We start from the raw sequence: 18321 nt of genomic DNA on the forward strand, positions 1-18321 counted from the left end.
TTTCAGTCCTGGCTTTCGATCAGCTTTTGCCGCTCTGCCGATTTGCCGGGTGAAAATGCCAAGGCCAGTTGGGTGCGGTTATGCATGTGGGTCAAGCGCAGCACTTGGGACACGTAGAGTTTGACAGTGTTTTCGGTAATTCCCAGTTCGCAGGCAATCTGGTAATTGGTCAGCCCCTTGCTGACCAGGCGCGCGACGTCCAGCTGGCGGGGTGACAATTTGGCCAGCGATACGGGCATCTGTGCATCACTCTCGAAGCTGGTTTTGCGCTCGGACTGCGCCCTGTTCTGAACGTTATCCAGATTTTGATAGAGGTCGTCTATGGATGCGGCCAGAAACTGAAGTTTCTCGTTGAGCAGGCCCAATTGCTGACGGTTTTTCTGCCGTTCGTGCAGCGCTTCCACCTGCAACTGGACACCCTCAAGCAACTCTTCAAGGTTGACCGGCTTCTGGTAGTAATCGGCGATGCCGGCTCGCAGAGCCTTGATGACGTCCTTTTTCTCGGCTTGTCCGGTCAGCATGATGGCCTCGAACAGATGCGTCTTGCCGCCAGCCATCTTCATGGCTTCGACCATCTCGATCCCATTCATGCCTGGCATTTCCAGGTCGCAGAGTACGATGCCAATAGCGCTGTCGCTGCTGAAATGCTCGATGGCCTCAAGGCTTGAATGGCAGCGCACGCACGCATAGCCGTTGCTCTCCAGAAACTCACAGAGTTCTTCAACAATAAGAGGCTGGTCGTCGACCACCAGAACTTTCGTGACCGGGTAGTTATCCACATGCAACTCCATGCTGTTAAGGCCGGCAGACCGGAACCTTTATCCATTCAGCAAAACATGATTAAGCGTTGTATGACCCGTTTCGGGTAGTTCAATGACAGTACGCCACAGCGATGTGTTAACCGTAGTCGTACTTTCCGACTATGTACATAGCATTAAACTTTCAATTGGCCGAGAGTCGACTAATGGAGCAACGCTACTGTCAGCAGCAAGCCCGCCAATAAAAAAGGTGAAAAAGGATATTTATCTGGCGCGTCAGGGAACATATAGGCGTAACGCCGCGCAACTCGTTGGTTTATATGATGCTGCACTTTCCTGGCGAGCAACACCCAGGTCAGCACGGCGATGCCTGCGCCGATAAATGTGCACAGTAAATAGACGCTGTCGGAGGCGAGCGCGAGTGCGGCCATCAGCTTGACGTCTCCGGCGCCCAGCTTGCCGAGCGCATAACCAGGCAATGTCAAGCCCAGTGCCAGCGCCAGTGCCAGCGCGGCTTCCAGTGGCGGGGCGCCTAGCCAGGTCGTTCCGGTGCCTGCCAGCCAGGCGGCCGCCAGTGCTGCTGCGCCCAGTGTCAGCCCGTTTGAAATGTGCTTGCGTCGCGCATCCTGTTCGGCGCAAATTACAAACCAGACAAGCAGAAGAAATAATTTCATCAAGCAAAAAACATCCTGTTTTCCGGAAAGAATCTATGCTCTGTTGAAGCCGTAAATGTCAGGGTAGACGTTGATATGAAAACCGTTCTGCAGCATGCCTTGCCTCATCGGCAGCAAGGTGCCGCCGCTATTGAGTTCGCTGCGGTGTTCGTTGTTTTCTTTGCCGTGTTCTATGGCGTGGTGAGTTATAGCCTGCCGTTGCTTATGATGCAGTCTTTCAATGCGGCTGCCAGTGAAGCCGTGCGCCGAAGTGTCGCCCTTAGCCCGACAGTGAGTGGCTATAACACTCTGTTGGTCAGCCAGGCGCAGAGTGTCGTCATGAATCAGCTGTCATGGATGCCGCCTGCGCTGGGTTTCAACGCCAGTTATACCAACGTGACCTACACCGCCGGTGTTCTGACGGTGACCATCCAGTACCCCAAGACCCGATTGACCCAGGTACTCCCGTTATTGACGCTCCCTGGCATCGGCGAGGTCCCGCGCTTGCCGACCAACCTTACTGCACAAGCGAGTCTGCAACTTGCCCCTTGAAAAAAATCGTCTGAGCCGTTGGCTGGGCCGTGGTGAAGCGCCGCCGGTATCCCAGGCTGTGCCCGTGTCAAGCGAGCCGGGCCCGGTCGGGGTCGACCTTTATGTGCTGCTCGATGACGAAGGACGGATACAGAGCATCAGCCCGCAGTTGCTTGCGCGTTTGGGCATTGCCGCTCCGCTGTCAGCTGCGCAGCGGTTGATGAACCTGTTGCTGCCAAACAGCGCGCTGGTCATTGAAGGCGTGCCGCATGACTGGCTGGGGCACATGCTGGACCTGGACTTCAAGAGTGCCGATGCGCACACCTTGCACGCCCGTGGCTGGGTGCAGGCGCATGGCAAGGGCTGGCTGTTGCAGTTGCTGGATATCAGCGACTTGATGGAGGAGGCCAGTGCCGCCCGCAGCCGCCAGCAATGCCTGCGCTTTGCCGGGCAAATGGCCGAGCGTGTGCGCGTGTGCAACGTGGACCGGCTGACTGCCGTGGTGACCGAGCAACTCGAGGAACTGGCACAGCTATGGCGCGTTCCCTGTCTGGCGCTGGTATTGCCGGAAGTCAGCGGCGCTGGCTGGCGTGTCTACTGCCAGTACAGCGCCCACACCGCGCCGGAGTTATGGCAGGTTGGGCAGCGACTGGGCAATGCGCTGGATCGATTCGATGCCAATATCACCCATCAACTCAGGTTTGGCGGCGGCGTCGACCAAGGGCCGTTGCAGAGTGCCTTCGGCAACGCGGACGGTTTTCTGATCCCCCACAGCCGTGACAACGTTGCTAAAGCATGGCTGATGTTCGGTTTCTATAACCCGCAACAGCAGGCTCCGGATCTTGGTGAACGCGAGTGGCTCAACCTGTGTTCGGCGCTGGCCGGGCCGGTGCTTTTTCGCTTGTCCGAGCAGCACAATCGTCACCATGTAGAGCGCCTGGCGGTGCTTCAGGATCTACTGGGCACCGGTTGGTGGGAGCTGATGCCTGCTCGTGACGAAATCCTGCTGGCACCGCAACTGGCGCGCAGTCTGCGTCTGGGTGACCGGGTCGAAAGTCTGTCGCGTCAAGACTGGCTGGCGTTGATTCATCCGGCTGATCGACAAGAGCTTTCCAGTCGTCTGGCGCAGTTACGTGACAAAGGCACGCCGCTGATGCTTTGCGTGCGTCTCGCACAGAGCGACCCCGCCCAGGAAACCCTCTGGTACCGTATTCAGGGCCAGGCGCTGATCAGTGGTCAGGTTCAGCGGGTGTTGGGTTTCATGCTCGATGTCAGTGATATCAAGAATCAGGAAACCGAAGCAGCGGCCGCTCACGCCCGGCTGGATAACCTCATTGCCAGCTCGCCGGCCGTGATTTACGTGCAGCGCTACGATCACGGCAACCTTGAGCCAACCTTTTTCAGTGACAGTCTCACGCCCTTGCTGGGCTGGACGCTGGCTGACTGCGTAGACGGCCAGCTGGCGGAATACATTCACCCCGAAGACCGCGACATCTGGTTCGAGCGTAACCGGCAGCTGTTGCGCGGAGGCGTTGTCAGTCGGCGTTACAGGTTGCGCAACAAGAACGGCCACTACCATTGGTTGCTGGACGAAGCGCGATTGTTGCGTGACGACCTCGGCATGCCCGTGGAGGCGGTCGGCCTGTGGCTGGACGTGACCGAAGCCACTCTGGCGGCCGAGCACGTGCGCCAGAGCGAAGAGCGATACCGCATTCTGGTCGAAGACTCACCGGCCATGATCTGCCGCTATTCTCCGGATCTGGTACTGAGTTTCGGCAACCGTCCACTGGCCAATTACATGGAATGCACGCCGGAACAACTGACCGGGATCAATCTGGGGGACTGGCTTTCGGACGAGCAGCGCGAGGCGTTCATTCGGCGCATTGGTCAACTCACCCCGCAAGCGCCGGTGAGCACCGAAGAAATCTGTATCGAGCTGCCCGGCCGTGAGTATGCCTGGTGGGTCTGGGCCGACCGGGGAATATTCGACGAGCACGGCACGCTGGTCGAGGTTCAGGCCGTGGGCCGTGATAACACGGATGTGCGCCGCTCCAGGATGCAATTGAACCAGAGCGCGAAAATGGCCACGCTTGGCGAAATGTCCACAGGCCTCGCCCATGAGATAAATCAGCCCCTCAATGTTATGCGCATGGCGGTGGTCAACGTCCTCAAGCGTCTTGGGCGCGGGGACGTGGACATCGAATACCTCACCGAAAAGCTCAACCGTATCGACACACAGGTACAGCGCGCTGCCCGCGTGGTGGACCACATGAGGGTATTCGGGCGGCGCTCCGAAGTGGAGGAGCGGCTGTTCGATCCGGCGCAGGCGGTGGAAGGCACCCTCTCGATGCTGGCCGAAGGCATGAAAGGCAAGGGTGTGCAGTTGCGGGTCGGCACCATGATCGAAGACGTGCAGGTTCGCGGGCATGTCGATCAGCTTGAGCAGGTGCTGATCAACCTGATGGTCAACGCCCGTGATGCGTTGTTGTCACGTCGGGAAAAAGACCGGGATTTCGAACCGTGGATCAGCGTCGAGGCCGAGCGGGACGAAAATATCATCCGGCTGGCGGTTCAGGACAACGGCGGGGGGATTGATCCGCGTTTGCTGGAGCGCATTTTCGAGCCTTTCTTCACCACCAAGCCTGTCGGTGTCGGCACCGGACTGGGCTTGTCTGTCAGCTACGGCATCGTCGACCAGATGGGCGGCCAGCTCAGCGTCGGCAACGTCGGGGAGGGCGCTCGTTTCCAGATCGAGCTGCCGATATTCAACGCCGGTTAGATAATCAGCGTCGCCTGACCGATGTTGCAGCTTAAATTGGCACCCACATCGGTGGCACCCAGACTCAGGCCAAGTGACTCGAACAGCGGGTCGACGACTGATGTCAGCAAGCCGGTCAGCGTGTTCTCCACAATAGCGTCCAGCGCAACGGTCAGGCTGTTCAGCGTTGCAGCTGCTCCAGTAATGACGTTGCCTAGCACATTGCTGGTCGCAGGTTTATAGACATTCACCTTTACGCTGGAAACCGTGCCGTTCAGCAACGTACTGGGTTTGGTGTGCGCAACGCTCGTCAGGAAATAAGGCGCGCTGTTGATTTCCGGCAGATTGGGCGAGCTGAAGGTTGTACTGACGACCGGTGAGCTGCCCAGCGGCGACTGGCTTACCGTGTCGAACGTGAGACCTATGCCGCCACCGCCGAAGGGGGTACGGGCGGTGCAGTTGCCCAACAGTCCCGCTATCTTCTGGCAGGTCTTGGTGCCTATATCCAGCACCGGTAGAGGCAGTGCGGTGATTGCCGAGGGGTCAGTGCTGGCAGGAAACGCTGCCGTGCTGTCAATCCAGCCAACCTTGGCGCTGAGCAATCCTGCATCTGTTTTGACACTCAAGGTTTTGCTGGTATTGCTGGTACAGGTGTAGCCGGTGACATAGGTGTCGGCGCTGGCCAGCGACAGGCTCAGATCTATCCTGGGGCCGGCGCTGGCAGAAGAGTCCGAGGTCAGAAACTTGAAATCGGTGACCATGCAACTGTTTAGTCCTACGGCGCAGGTGGCTGATGTCACCAGGCCCGCGATGTTCAGGCTCAACGCGCTATTGAGGATCGGTGTCAGGCTGCCGACCACCGAGCCCGCAGTGTTGGCCAATGACGTGATGGTGCCCAGCACCGGCAGATTGACTGACACCAGCGCGCGCATCTGCGCGGTGCGCACGTAGATCCGGTTGGCACCGGTTTTGGGATTGAGCGGGTCGATCTTGCTCGGGTCGCCGATGGCCGATAACTGAGGCGGCTCAACGACCTGAAATCGTGTGGTGACCTGTGCCAGGGTGCCTACATTTATCTGCGCAGCTGTCGATATGCCGGTCTTGTCGTTGGCCAGTTGCGCAAGGCCCTGAACCAGGTCCAGAAGGCGCAGATTGGTGTTCAATGCAGCGAGGTCCGAACTGCCTTGTATCGACAGCACGTCGCCGAGCAACACAGTGGTTGCGCCAGCCGCCAGCCTCAATGCCTGCAGGCCCGCGATGGTGGCCGTGCCGTTCAAGGTCGCGCCGGGGTCGAGCACATTGATAGCACTCTGGATCAACTGGCTGACAGAAACCGATGTGTTGAGCACCTCGCTGTAACCGACCGCAGTCAGGTTAAGGTCGGTCTTGAGTCGGTTCAGATAGCTCAACAGGCTGAGGTCGGTGCTGGCGAGGCCCTGCCAGTTCGCTACGCTCAGGTTGAGTGTGCCACCGAGCAGGCTGCCGATGAGCGGGTTCAGAATGGCCGCCCGAGTGCTGTCCATTGTTACCGCCGCACTGCGAATGGTGAGTGCCGCCAGTGGCGCGGCACTGGCAGCCACGGCTGTGGCGCTGATCGTGATGTTCGCAGGGGAGGGAGTTTTTTCGAACAGGGCAACAATACCGGCAGCAATACTTCGTGGCACCGGATGCGCCGCGACCACTTGAATGGCCAGTGCCTGGGTGGAGTCCGCGACAAATACGCGCTGGCTCTGCAGGCCCACTGTAAGGGTGCCGCAGAGGGTGGTTAGCGTTCGACCTCCGCTATTCGGGGTAAAGCCGTTACGCGTGGCACTTTGTGTGGCGAAACCGGGGGCGGTGGCCGCCCCGCTGCACGTTCCCCTGCGCCCCGCAGCTTCCAGGGCGGCGATGTCCGCAACCCGCTGCAACGAGCGTTTCTCCAGATACAGCCTGCCGCTGTCGACCACTATCAGTGTGCACAGCAGCGCCAATCCCAATGTGAGCGCGGCCATCATGCCTATGGCGCCGCGTTGCCGGGCGGGCATTGCCGTATAACCATCCAGTGGGGACATCAGCACTCCTTCGGCCACGCCGTTGCTCACTCACCTGCTTCAGGGGAGTGTAGTCAACGCCTCGAAAGAGCACTGGCAAGGTGCCAGATTTGAGAAGTGTCGCACCCGATTTGTACGGGCGCGATCAGGTATGCCGATCAGTACTGGTAACGCAGTACTGCGTGCGAGAGGGCGCGCACCGCAAAAATGCCGAGCAGCGCGGTCATTGCCGGGACGATGAGCCACCATACCCGGACCGACATGGCGGGCAAGGGGGCGTTGCGCTGAATGAACGCCAGGCTGGCGGCGCAGACACAGAACGCCAGGAGCATTCCAGCGAGGATGTCGGTTGGCCAGTGAACGCCCAGGTAAACCCTGGAAAGCGCGATGGCCAGTGCCGGAATGCCACCGACCAGCATCCAGCTCAGGCGCAGGCGCACGGGCTGGCCGCGTCCGGCCAGCACCGCCAGCGTCATGAACAGCGCAAAGGCCGCAGAACTGTGGCCACTGGGCATACTGTAAGTGGTCAGCGGCTCTACCAGAACGTCCGGGCGAGTGCGGGCGAAGAACGTTTTCAGGGTGCCATTGGCAATCGCGGTACCCAGTGTTGCGGTCAGGGCAAAAGCTGCGTGACGCCATTGTCTGGCAACGGCCAGCACGATGATCAGCAGGGAGGCCGCCAGCAACTGGGCCTTGAAGTCGCCGATGCTGGTGACGAAGATCACGATGTTCTGTGCGGCCTCGCTGCGATGCTCCTGAATGAGCGTCATCAGGCCGTTGTCGAAGTCCGCCAGATAAGGCCAGCCGATGAACAGCGCCGCGACCAGCGTCAGGCTGAGCACGGAAATAAGTTTGGTTGCATAGCGCTTCTGGCGAATGCTGCTCTGAATACTCAGCCCGAACAGAATCGCCAGACCGGCACCGACCACTGCCGCCTCAGGCCAGAAGCCTTCCGGCAGGGGCAGGCGAATGGCCGCGCCCGCCGCCCAGCCCGGCATCAGGTAGGCAATCGACCAGCCTGCCGCGGCCAGTACACTGACGGCCGCAAAGCGCGGGAGCGGCATGTCGCACATGCCGGCAATCATTGGCAGCATCGGGCGTAGCGGTCCGATGAAGCGCCCGACCAGCAAACTGGCGATGCCGTAACGGTGGAAGTATTTTTCCGCACCTTCCATCCACTCCGGGTGCGTGCGCAAGCCGGGCAACTGACGGATATTCTGATGAAAGCGCCGGCCTATGAAGTACGACACTGCGTCCCCCAACAGCCCGCCGAGAAAACCCAGTAACAGTACTTCGCTCAACGGCAGTATGCCGCTGCCCGCCAAGGCGGCGATGGCAAACATGATGACCGTGCCCGGCACGACGATCCCGACGATCGCGACGCATTCAGTGAAGGCCACCAAAAAGATCGCGACAGCCACCCAGGAAGGATTCGCTGTCAGCCAGCCGGTCATGCCATTGAGCAGATCGCCCATCGGTCAGTTTCCTTGATCGAGAAATAAGTAGTCGCGGCCTTCGACCTGACCGCGTCTGAGAGGGTTCCGTGTGCAGAAACGGGCGTAACCGGCATCCACGAAGCGATACATCAAGTGCTCATCGCGCCCGGCAGGAATGCCCAGACGGGTGGTCTGGATAATGCGCTCGGGTGCCTGGCCGATGTCTTCGACCAGCAACCTCTGTGGGTCGAAGCGTCTGGCGTCCCACTCCGGTACTTTCAGGCCAAGTGCCTTGCACAGTAGCGTCTGGCCAGCGCAGAGCCGTTGCGGCGGGCGGATTGCGCCGCTGGCGTCGGGGTTGTTCAACTGCATCTGCGCCAGGGCGTTTTCGTCGCTGGTTGCGTCGGTCCAGGGAAATGCCGATTTGATCAGCACTGCATTGCCCGGTCCCTCGGCGCTGAAATTCAGCGAGTCACCGCCGCGCGCGTAGTACATATAGATGTGCCCGCCGTCGAGGAACAGCGCTTTGCGCTTTTCGGTATAGCCCAGCGAAGCATGGCTGCCTTTTTCAGCGCAGTAGTACGCTTCTGTTTCGATGATGCGGGCGGCCAGCCACAGCTCGCCCACTTTATGCCGAATGACCTTGCCCAGCAGATCGCGGGCCAGCAACTGGGCATCGCGATGGAAGAAATGATCCGGAAGAGCAGCAGGCATAGTCAGGCAGGTACGTTGAGAAGGTGCCCGATAATAACAAGCGCAACTTTAATTGCAGCTGAATGTGTCTGGATTAGCGGCTTTGTTGTTTCTGAAAGTGACTGAGGCATGACAAACCGGTTAACCCATAAGAGCGTTTTGTGCGTGCGTTTCCCTGCGACGCTGGTCGAGAGGGCGTGCAGGCTGAGCGCTCATCGTTATACACAAGTCCTGAAGAGCCCGGAAAATGGTGGTGTTCAGGCTTCTGCCCGCAGGGCGTGGGAGCGAACTTGTTCGCGAAAGCTTTATTTCGGGCGACACACCTCCTGCGGATGTCACGGCCCCTTCGCGGACAAGTCCGCTCCTACGGCTTTCGGCCAGAATCAAAAGCGGACTTGTTTATAACGATGAAGGCTGAGCGTGATAAATGGTGGCGTTCAGGCTTCTGCCCACAGGGCGTGGGAGCGAACTTGTTCGCGAAAGCTTTATTTCGGGCGATACACCTCCTGCGGATGTCACGGCCCCTTCGCGGACAAGTCCGCTCCTACGGCTTTCGGCCAGAATCAAAAGCGGACTTGTGTATAACGATGAGGGCTGAGCGTGATAGATGGGGGTGTTCAGGCTTCTGCCCGCAGGGCGTGGGAGCGAACTTGTTCGCGAAAGCTTTATTTCGGGCGACACACCTCCTGCGGATGTCACGGCCCCTTCGCGGACAAGTCCGCTCCTACGGCTTTCGGCCAGAATCAAAAGCGGACTTGTTTATAACGATGAAGGCTGAGCGTGATAAATGGTGGCGTTCAGGCTTCTGCCCACAGGGCGTGGGAGCGAACTTGTTCGCGAAAGCTTTATTTCGGGCGATACACCTCCTGCGGATGTCACGGCCCCTTCGCGGACAAGTCCGCTCCTACGGCTTTCGGCCAGAATCAAAAGCGGACTTGCGTATAACGATGAGGGCTGAGCGTGATAAATGGTGGCGTTCAGGCTTCTGCCCGCAGGGCGTGGGACCGAACTTGTTCGCGAAAGCTTTATTTCGGGCGATACACCTCCTGCGGATGTCACGGCCCCTTCGCGGACAAGTCCGCTCCTACGGCTTTTGGCCAGAATCAAAAGCGGACTTTGTATGTAACGATGAGGGCTGAGGGGGATAGGCATCGGTCTGCGCAATAAATCTGCGCACTGATATCGACCATCCGCCTGTCTGCGCTGTCGTTCGTGCGGCACGACAGCTATAATCAGCCGCTTTCCTCTTTGCCAAGACCTCTGAGACCATGACTGAGTCCGTTCTTGACTACATGACCCGCCTGGGTCGCGCCGCCCGCGAAGCATCGCGAGTGATCGGTCGTGCCAGCACTGCGCAGAAGAACCGCGCCCTGCAAGCCACTGCCGCTGCTCTGGATGAAGCGCGCGCCGAGCTGTCTGCCGCCAATGCGCTGGACCTGGCCAATGGTCAGGCCAATGGCCTTGAGCCGGCAATGCTGGAACGACTGGCCCTGACCCCCGCGCGTATCGACAGCATGATCGTCGGGTTGCGTCAGGTAGCAGGTCTGGCAGACCCGGTCGGTGCGATCCGCGACATGAGCTATCGGCCGTCGGGTATTCAGGTCGGCAAGATGCGTGTGCCGCTGGGTGTTGTGGGAATCATCTACGAGTCGCGTCCGAATGTGACCATCGATGCGGCCAGTCTGTGCCTGAAGTCCGGCAATGCGACCATTTTGCGCGGCGGTTCCGAAGCCATTCATTCCAATCGTGCCATTGCCGCCTGCATCGAGCGTGGTCTGGCCGAGGCCGGGCTGCCTGCTGCTGTGGTGCAGGTGGTTGAAACCACCGACCGTGCAGCGGTTGGCGCATTGATCACCATGCCCGAGTACGTTGACGTCATCGTTCCGCGTGGGGGCAAGGGCCTGATCGAGCGGGTCAGCCGCGATGCGCGCGTGCCGGTCATCAAGCATCTGGACGGCATCTGCCATGTGTATGTGAGTGCCCACGCCGATCTGGCCAAGGCGCAGAAGATTGCCTTCAATGCCAAGACGTACCGCTACGGTATCTGCGGCGCGATGGAAACCCTGCTGGTCGATCAAACCATCGCCGCCGATTTCCTGCCCGCCATGGCCGCGCAGTTTCGCGAGAAGGGCGTCGAGTTGCGCGGTTGCGAGCGCACCCGTGACCTGATCGACGTAACTCCGGCCACCGAAGACGACTGGCACACCGAATACCTGGCTGCAATCCTGTCGATTCGCGTCGTTTCAGGGCTGGACGAAGCCATCGAGCACATCAACCATTATGGTTCGCATCACAGCGATGCCATCGTTTCCGACCATCAAAGTCAGATTCGCCGGTTCATGGCCGAGGTCGATTCCAGTTCGGTCATGGTCAATGCACCGACCAGCTTTGCGGACGGGTTCGAATACGGATTGGGTGCCGAGATCGGCATTTCTACTGATAAGCTGCACGCCCGTGGTCCAGTCGGGCTTGAAGGGTTGACCTGCGAGAAGTACATCGTGATCGGTGATGGTCAATTGCGCGGACAAGCCTGACTTGAACAACCCCACGACAGCGCTGCCCAGACGTATCGGTATGCTTGGGGGTACGTTTGACCCGGTTCATATCGGTCACTTGCGCGGTGCGCTTGAAGTGGCCGAACTGCTGGAACTTGATGAGTTGCGCCTGACGCCCAGCGCCAGGCCTCCGCATCGTGACATGCCGAGTGTCACCGCCGAGGACCGTCTGGCGATGGTTCAGAGCGCGGTTGCGGGTGTGTCGCCCTTGACGGTGGATGACCGTGAACTGAAGCGGGACAAACCGTCGTATACCCTCGACACACTGGAATCGATGCGCGCCGAACTGGCGCCTCAGGACCAGTTGTTCCTGTTGCTGGGTTGGGATGCCTTTTGCGGGCTGCCGACCTGGCACAGGTGGGAAGAACTGCTGGAGCACTGCCATATCGTGGTGCTGCAACGCCCGGACGCGGACAGCGAGTCGCCGGATGCCATGCGCAATCTGCTGGCGGCACGCGCGGTCAGCGACCCCAAGGCCCTGAAAGGGCCGGGTGGACACATTACATTCGTCTGGCAGACGCCTTTATCGGTGTCTGCCACCCAGATCCGTCAACTGCTGGCCAGCGGTAAGTCGGTACGTTTTCTGGTGCCAGACGCGGTACTGGCCTATATCGATGCACGCGGACTTTACCGCGCGCCGAACACTGATGGGTCGTCCTGAAACTGCTTTGATCGATAAGCGTTTGAACGGTCCCACACATACGAGCTGAATGAGTTTTATATGACAAAGCAAAAAATGAGCAGTGAAGAAGTCATCAATGTTGCGATTGCAGCCCTTGAAGAAGTCAAGGGTGCAGACATCCTGACCATCGATGTGCGTGACAAGACCAGCATCGCTGACTATATGCTGATCTGCACCGGTACGTCCAACCGTCAGTTGAATGCACTGGTCGATAACGTCCGTGACAAGGTCAAGGCAGCCGGCCTGAAGTCCCTGAGCGAAGAAGGCAAGGGCGACAGCGACTGGGTTCTGCTGGACCTGGGCGATGTGATCGTTCACGTAATGACCGCTGCGGCACGCCAGTTCTACGACCTGGAACGCTTGTGGCAGGGCGCTGAACAAAGCCGTGCCGCCAGCGCTGCGCACCACACTCCAGGCAACGAATAAGGCCTTGATGTGCGTTTGCGTCTGATTGCTGTGGGTTCGCGCATGCCCAAGTGGGTGGAGGAAGGTTGGCATGAGTACGCCAAGCGGATGCCCTCCGAGCTTGCGCTTGAACTGGTGGAAATCCCGCTCAATACCCGGGGCAAGAACGCCGATGTTGCGCGCTTCATCCGTCAGGAAGGCGAGGCGATGCTGGCGAAAGTGCAGCCGGGCGAGCGGATTGTCACGCTTGAAGTGCATGGCAAACCGTGGAGCACCGAACAGCTGGCGGTCGAACTCGATCGCTGGCGCCTCGATGCGCGTACGGTCAACCTGATGGTCGGCGGCCCCGAGGGGCTGGCGCCTGAAGTCTGTGCCCGCAGTGAACAACGCTGGTCCCTGTCGCCGCTGACCCTGCCGCATCCACTGGTGCGCATTCTGATCGGCGAACAGATGTATCGCGCCTGGACAGTCCTGTCCGGGCACCCTTATCACAAGTAGCATCGTCTTTACTGTGAATACGGCCTAAATGTCTCAACCGATCCGCCTCAAAGACCACGAAAAGGACGCACGCCTGGTGCGCGGCAGGGTCGTGTTCGGTGCCGTGGCGGTGGTGTTGCTGGTGTGCGTGCTGATTGCCCGGTTGTATTACCTGCAGGTCATCCAGTACGAGTATCACTCCACGCTTTCGGAAAACAACCGCGTTCACGTTCAGCCGATTCCGCCCAGCCGTGGGCTGATCTACGACCGTAATGGCGTTGTGGTTGCGGACAACCGGCCCAGTTTCAGTCTCAGCATGACCCGTGAGCGTGCCGGCGAGTGGTCCAGTGTGCTCGACACCATTGTCGAGATCCTGCAGCTCACCCCGGATGATCGCATCATCTTCGAAAAGCGTATGAAGCAGGGGCGTCGGCCGTTCGAGCCGGTGCCTATCCTGTTCGAGCTGAGCGAAGAGCAGATCGCCCTGATTGCGGTCAACCAGTTCCGCCTGCCAGGTGTCGAAGTGGTTGCGCAACTGGTCAGGCATTACCCGCAAGGGCCGCATTTTGCTCACTCGGTCGGTTACATGGGGCGGATCAACGAAAAAGAGCTCAAGAGCCTCGATCCGATCAATTACAGCGGCACGCACCATATCGGCAAGACCGGTATCGAGCGATTTTACGAACCCGATCTGCATGGTCAGGTCGGCTACGAAGAGGTCGAGACCAACGCCCGTGGCCGCGTGCTGCGCGTGCTCAAGCGCACCGACCCGATCCCTGGAAAGGACATCGTTCTTAGCCTGGACATCAACCTTCAGGAAGCTGCCGAGGCCGCATTGGGTGGGCGTCGTGGCGCGGTAGTCGCGCTGGACCCTGCCACCGGAGAAGTGCTGGCGATGGTCAGTGCGCCGAGCTTCGATCCGAATCTGTTTGTCACCGGTATCAGCTTCAAGGCCTACGCCGAGCTACGCGATTCAATCGACCGGCCGCTGTTCAACCGCATTCTGCGCGGCCTTTACCCGCCCGGTTCGACCATCAAGCCTGCCGTGGCGATTGCCGGGCTGGACGCCGGTGCAGTAACGCCCGGCTCAAGAGTGTTCGACCCCGGCTATTACCAACTGCCCAATTACGATCACAAGTACCGTAACTGGAACCGCACCGGTGATGGCTGGGTGGATCTGGATACCGCGATCATGCGTTCCAATGACACGTACTTCTACGATCTGGCGCACAAACTGGGCATCGATCGGCTTTCCACCTACATGAACAAGTTCGGCATCGGGCAGAAAGTGTCGCTGGATATGTTCGAGGAGTCCCCCGGTCTGATGCCGTCCCGTGAATGGAAGCGTGCGACCCGTCGCCAGGCCTGGTTCCCTGGCGAAACCCTGATTCTCGGCATTGGGCAGGGCTACATGCAGGCAACGCCGTTGCAACTGGCCCAGGCGACCGCACTGGTGGCCAACAAAGGTGTGTGGAACCGTCCGCATCTGGCCAGAACCATCGAAGGCAAGGCACCTGTGGATGAAAACCCGATGCCGAATATCGTGCTGCGCGACCCGGCCAACTGGGGGCGAGTCAACCACGGCATGCAGGAAGTGATGCATGGCGCGCGTGGTACGGCGCGCAAGGCTGCCATCGGTGCGCAATACCGGATCGCCGGTAAAAGCGGTACGGCTCAGGTAGTCGCCATCAAGCAGGGCGAGAAATACGACCGTACCAAGGTTCAGGAGCGTCATCGTGACCATGCCCTGTTTGTCGGTTTTGCACCGGCCGACAATCCAAAAATCGTTGTTGCAGTGATGGTCGAGAACGGCGAGTCCGGTTCCGGCGTTGCTGCACCCGTTGTGCGGCAGGTGATGGACGCCTGGCTGCTCGACGAAAACGGCCATCTCAAGCCTGAGTATGCCGGTTCCCTGAATCTGGAGGCTGCGGCCCGTGAAGAGTAATTTCGACCGCATCCTGTCCAGCGAAGACGTGATGCGTCGCCGTGCCACTTTTTTGCAGCGCATTCATATCGATGGCCCGTTGTTGATCCTGTTGCTGACCCTGGCGGCTGGCAGCCTGTTCGTCCTGTATTCGGCCAGCGGCAAGAACTGGGACCTGCTCATCAAGCAGGCCAGTTCGTTTGGTATCGGTCTGGTGGCAATGGTGGTGATTGCCCAGCTGGAGCCGCGTTTCATGGCGCGCTGGGTGCCTGTGCTGTATGTGCTCGGCGTCCTGCTGCTGGTAGTCGTGGATGTCATGGGCCACAACGCCATGGGCGCGACACGCTGGATCAATATCCCCGGTGTGATCCGCTTCCAGCCTTCGGAGTTTCTCAAGATCATCATGCCGGCAACCATCGCCTGGTATCTGTCCAAACGCACGCTGCCACCGCATCTCAAACATGTGGCGGTCAGTCTCGCCTTGATTGGTGTGCCGTTCATTCTGATCGTGCGCCAGCCTGATCTGGGCACCTCGCTGCTGATTCTGGCGTCCGGGGCCTTCGTGCTGTTCATGGCCGGCCTGCGCTGGCGCTGGATTATCAGTGTGCTGGCGGCCGCTGTGCCTGCTGCAGTGGCCATGTGGTTCTTCTTCATGCACGACTACCAGAAGCAGCGCGTACTGACGTTTCTGGACCCGGAAAGCGATCCGCTGGGGACCGGCTGGAACATCATTCAATCAAAGGCTGCCATCGGTTCGGGCGGTGTATTCGGCAAAGGCTGGCTGCTGGGCACTCAGTCGCACCTGGACTTTTTGCCGGAAAGCCACACCGACTTCATCATCGCGGTACTGGGTGAAGAGTTCGGTCTGGTGGGCATCTGTGCGCTGCTGATCATCTATATGCTGCTGATCGGACGTGGGCTTGTGATCACGGCACAGGCGCAGACATTATTCGGCAAGCTGCTGGCCGGAGCGTTGACCATGACGTTTTTTGTTTACGTTTTCGTCAACATCGGTATGGTCAGTGGCCTGCTGCCAGTGGTGGGGGTGCCATTGCCCTTCATTAGCTACGGCGGAACTTCGCTGGTGACCCTACTGTCAGCGTTTGGGGTTTTGATGTCGATCCATACACACCGTAAATGGATTGCTCAAGTTTGATTAAGGTGAACTATTCAATGCAAGCAATGCGTAACTGGGCTCGATATGCTCCGGTGGTCGGTCTGGTAGGCATCCTTGGATCGGTGCAAGAGGCGCTGGCCGGCGACTATGAGGGTTCGCCCCAGGTAGCGGAATTCGTCGGTGAGCTGACCCGCGATCACGGTTTTGCCGGTGAGCAGTTGATGAGCCTGTTTCGTGAGGTCGAGCGCAAGCAGGCGATTCTCGATGCCATTTCCCGCCCGGCCGAACGCGTCAAGCAGTGGAAAGAGTATCGGCCGATGTTCATCACCGATACGCGCATCGCCCGCGGCGTCGATTTCTGGCGTCAGCACGAGGCCGCATTGGCCCGCGCCGAGCAGGAATATGGCGTACCGGCGCAGATCATCGTTTCGATCATTGGCGTGGAAACCTTTTTCGGCCGCAATACCGGCAATTACCGGGTGATCGATGCATTGTCGACGCTCGGTTTCGATTACCCTCCACGCGCACAGTTCTTCCGCAAGGAATTGCGTGAGTTTCTGCTGCTGGCTCGCGAACAACAGGTTGACCCCTTGACTCTCAAAGGCTCGTACGCCGGAGCAATGGGCCTGCCGCAGTTCATGCCGAGCAGTTTCCGCGCCTATGCAGTGGATTTCGACGGCGACGGCCATATCAACATCTGGACCGACCCGGACGATGCCATCGGCAGCGTTGCCAGTTATTTCAAGCGTCATGGCTGGGTAGCCGGTCAGCCGGTAGTCAGCCGCGCGACCGCACGTGGCGACCGGGTTGACGAAGGGTTGAGCCCTGCGCTTGATCCGGTAATGTCGGTCGGGGAGTTGCGACAGCTGGGCTGGGCGAGTCATGATGCGCTGCGCGACGATATGCCGGTAACGGCGTTCCGTCTTGAAGGCGACAATGGTCCTGAATACTGGCTGGGTTTGAACAATTTTTATGCTATCACCCGTTATAACCGCAGTGTGATGTACGCCATGGCCGTGTATCAGCTGTCTGAATCGTTGGTTCAAGCTCGAGGCGTCAAGTAATGCGGGCATTGCCGATTCTGCAAACATTCAAGCTTCTGGCGCTGACCGGCCTGGCAGTGCTGGTTGCCAGTTGCTCGTCGCCGTCACGCACAACCTCGTCGCAGTCGCCAAAAGGCGGTGCCGCTGTGCGCTCGATGCCGGGGCTGGACATCAACCGTGCCCACAAGGACGGCGCGCCGTGGTGGGACGTGGATGTCTCGCGCATCCCCGATGCAACGCCGACCCTGCATACCGGTGCCTACAAGGCGAACCCGTATACGGTGCTGGGCAAGACCTATTTCCCGATGAGCGATTCAAAGCGTTACGTCGCTTCGGGCACCGCTTCCTGGTATGGCACCAAGTTTCATGGCCAGAACACCGCCAACGGCGAGGTGTATGACCTGTATGGCATGAGCGCCGCGCACAAGACCCTGCCGCTGCCCAGCTATGTCAAAGTGACCAACCTGGACAACAACCGTACGGTGATTCTGCGCGTCAACGACCGCGGGCCGTTCTATTCTGACCGCATTATCGACTTGTCCTACGCCGCCGCCAAAAAGCTGGGCTATGCCGAAACCGGCACCGCCCGGGTCAAGGTCGAAGGTATCGACCCGCAGGAATGGTGGGCGCAACGTGGCCGTCCTGCACCGCTTATGCTCAATCAGCCGCAAGTGATGGCCCAGGCCACGCCGCCCGCGCTGTCGACATCGACCGGAACCGTCGAGCAATACACGCCGCCACCGCAGCAACATGCCGCACCTGTCGTGCCGTTGCAGGTTGACGCAAAAAAAAACGCTTCAGGACAAGCCGCTGGGCTGTTTCTCCAGGTGGGAGCCTTCGCCAACCCGGACGCTGCGGAGCTCCTGAGGTCGAAACTGAGCGGGATGGTTCGAGCGCCGGTGTTCGTCAGCTCGATAGCTCGCAATCAGCAAACGCTCTATCGGGTCCGGATGGGACCGATCGACACGCCGGGTGAAGCCCAGCAACTGCAAAACAGCGTCAGGTCGGCCAATCTGGGTCAGCCAAGCGTAGTGACATCGGATCAATAAGTTTTTCGACAATCGTTTTCCAGCAACAATGGAGGACGATATGCAGTCGCAGGCAGCGCAGCTTTGCCATCAGGGCCAGCGTTGCAGGTAACTGCCCACAAGGTCGTGTGTCGAACAGGCGACTTTGTCAGCCAGGGTTACAGTCTGGCGCCACGAGCCGTACCGAGGCGTCTTCGCCTCGCCGGTCTGTTCAGTTTTGCCCGCAAGGGC

15 protein-coding genes are annotated in these 18321 nt (G+C 59.5%); 10 read left to right on the top strand and 5 right to left on the bottom strand.

Annotated elements, in window-relative coordinates; all coding sequences use genetic code 11:
- Positions 1 to 2: 2 nt before the first annotated feature.
- Both RYB66_RS11155 and RYB66_RS11160 read right to left on the bottom strand, forming a co-directional pair.
- Complete coding sequence (locus tag RYB66_RS11155) at positions 3 to 791, bottom strand: response regulator transcription factor (protein ID WP_005753119.1); 789 nt, start codon at positions 789 to 791, stop codon at positions 3 to 5.
- Between the two features lie 170 nt (positions 792 to 961).
- On the bottom strand, positions 962 to 1432 hold the full coding sequence (locus tag RYB66_RS11160; protein ID WP_005745378.1) for a prepilin peptidase: 471 nt from the start codon (positions 1430 to 1432) through the stop codon (positions 962 to 964).
- 75 nt (positions 1433 to 1507) lie between these two features.
- On the opposite strand from RYB66_RS11160, the gene RYB66_RS11165 reads away from it, so the two are divergent.
- Together RYB66_RS11165 and RYB66_RS11170 are read left to right on the top strand one after the other, a co-directional pair.
- Entirely contained in the window at positions 1508 to 1963 is a 456-nt protein-coding gene (locus RYB66_RS11165; RefSeq protein ID WP_005732180.1) for a TadE/TadG family type IV pilus assembly protein, read from the top strand.
- Entirely contained in the window at positions 1953 to 4721 is a 2769-nt protein-coding gene (locus tag RYB66_RS11170; protein ID WP_316882047.1) for a PAS domain-containing protein, read from the top strand. Before RYB66_RS11165 ends, RYB66_RS11170 begins: the two co-directional genes overlap by 11 nt.
- Here RYB66_RS11170 and RYB66_RS11175 read toward each other — a convergent pair.
- The 3 genes from RYB66_RS11175 to RYB66_RS11185 all read right to left on the bottom strand — a co-directional run bounded on the left by RYB66_RS11175 (position 4718) and on the right by RYB66_RS11185 (position 8880).
- Positions 4718 to 6751: a pilus assembly protein TadG-related protein gene (locus RYB66_RS11175; protein WP_316894393.1), complete on the bottom strand. Its 2034-nt coding sequence runs from the start codon at positions 6749 to 6751 to the stop codon at positions 4718 to 4720. The two genes, RYB66_RS11170 and RYB66_RS11175, sit on opposite strands and share 4 nt — an antisense overlap.
- A gap of 137 nt (positions 6752 to 6888) precedes the next feature.
- Positions 6889 to 8205 (bottom strand): bifunctional DedA family/phosphatase PAP2 family protein, encoded by a 1317-nt coding sequence (locus RYB66_RS11180; protein ID WP_004666289.1) that lies wholly within the window; start codon positions 8203 to 8205, stop codon positions 6889 to 6891.
- 3 nt (positions 8206 to 8208) lie between these two features.
- Positions 8209 to 8880: a DNA-3-methyladenine glycosylase gene (locus RYB66_RS11185; RefSeq protein WP_004655663.1), complete on the bottom strand. Its 672-nt coding sequence runs from the start codon at positions 8878 to 8880 to the stop codon at positions 8209 to 8211.
- 1247 nt (positions 8881 to 10127) lie between these two features.
- Here RYB66_RS11185 and RYB66_RS11190 point away from each other — a divergent pair.
- From RYB66_RS11190 to RYB66_RS11225, 8 genes are read left to right on the top strand one after another with little or no spacing between them, the layout of a single operon-like run.
- Positions 10128 to 11393 carry a glutamate-5-semialdehyde dehydrogenase gene (locus RYB66_RS11190; RefSeq protein ID WP_005780730.1) on the top strand — a complete coding sequence of 422 codons (1266 nt, stop codon included), beginning with the start codon at positions 10128 to 10130 and terminating at the stop codon, positions 11391 to 11393.
- Between the two features lie 22 nt (positions 11394 to 11415).
- A complete protein-coding gene (gene nadD / locus RYB66_RS11195) occupies positions 11416 to 12075 on the top strand; it encodes a nicotinate-nucleotide adenylyltransferase (RefSeq protein ID WP_161794688.1) in 660 nt (219 codons plus the stop codon).
- Positions 12076 to 12135: 60 nt separating this feature from the next.
- A complete protein-coding gene (rsfS, locus tag RYB66_RS11200; RefSeq protein WP_002555337.1) occupies positions 12136 to 12522 on the top strand; it encodes a ribosome silencing factor in 387 nt (128 codons plus the stop codon).
- 9 nt (positions 12523 to 12531) lie between these two features.
- Positions 12532 to 12999 (top strand): 23S rRNA (pseudouridine(1915)-N(3))-methyltransferase RlmH, encoded by a 468-nt coding sequence (gene rlmH / locus RYB66_RS11205; RefSeq protein ID WP_002555336.1) that lies wholly within the window; start codon positions 12532 to 12534, stop codon positions 12997 to 12999.
- A 28-nt stretch (positions 13000 to 13027) separates the two neighbouring features.
- Positions 13028 to 14923, top strand: coding sequence for a penicillin-binding protein 2 (gene mrdA, locus RYB66_RS11210; protein WP_005745383.1), 1896 nt, complete (start codon positions 13028 to 13030; stop codon positions 14921 to 14923).
- A gap of 31 nt (positions 14924 to 14954) precedes the next feature.
- Entirely contained in the window at positions 14955 to 16058 is a 1104-nt protein-coding gene (gene rodA / locus RYB66_RS11215; protein ID WP_005753105.1) for a rod shape-determining protein RodA, read from the top strand.
- Between the two features lie 17 nt (positions 16059 to 16075).
- Complete coding sequence (gene mltB, locus RYB66_RS11220; RefSeq protein WP_002555333.1) at positions 16076 to 17083, top strand: lytic murein transglycosylase B; 1008 nt, start codon at positions 16076 to 16078, stop codon at positions 17081 to 17083.
- Complete coding sequence (locus RYB66_RS11225) at positions 17083 to 18111, top strand: septal ring lytic transglycosylase RlpA family protein (protein WP_002555332.1); 1029 nt, start codon at positions 17083 to 17085, stop codon at positions 18109 to 18111. Before mltB ends, RYB66_RS11225 begins: the two co-directional genes overlap by 1 nt.
- Positions 18112 to 18321 lie beyond the last annotated feature (210 nt).

It is taken from the genome of Pseudomonas syringae group sp. 243L2 (assembly GCF_032587875.1).
GTDB classification, from domain to species: Bacteria; Pseudomonadota; Gammaproteobacteria; order Pseudomonadales; family Pseudomonadaceae; genus Aquipseudomonas; species Aquipseudomonas amygdali.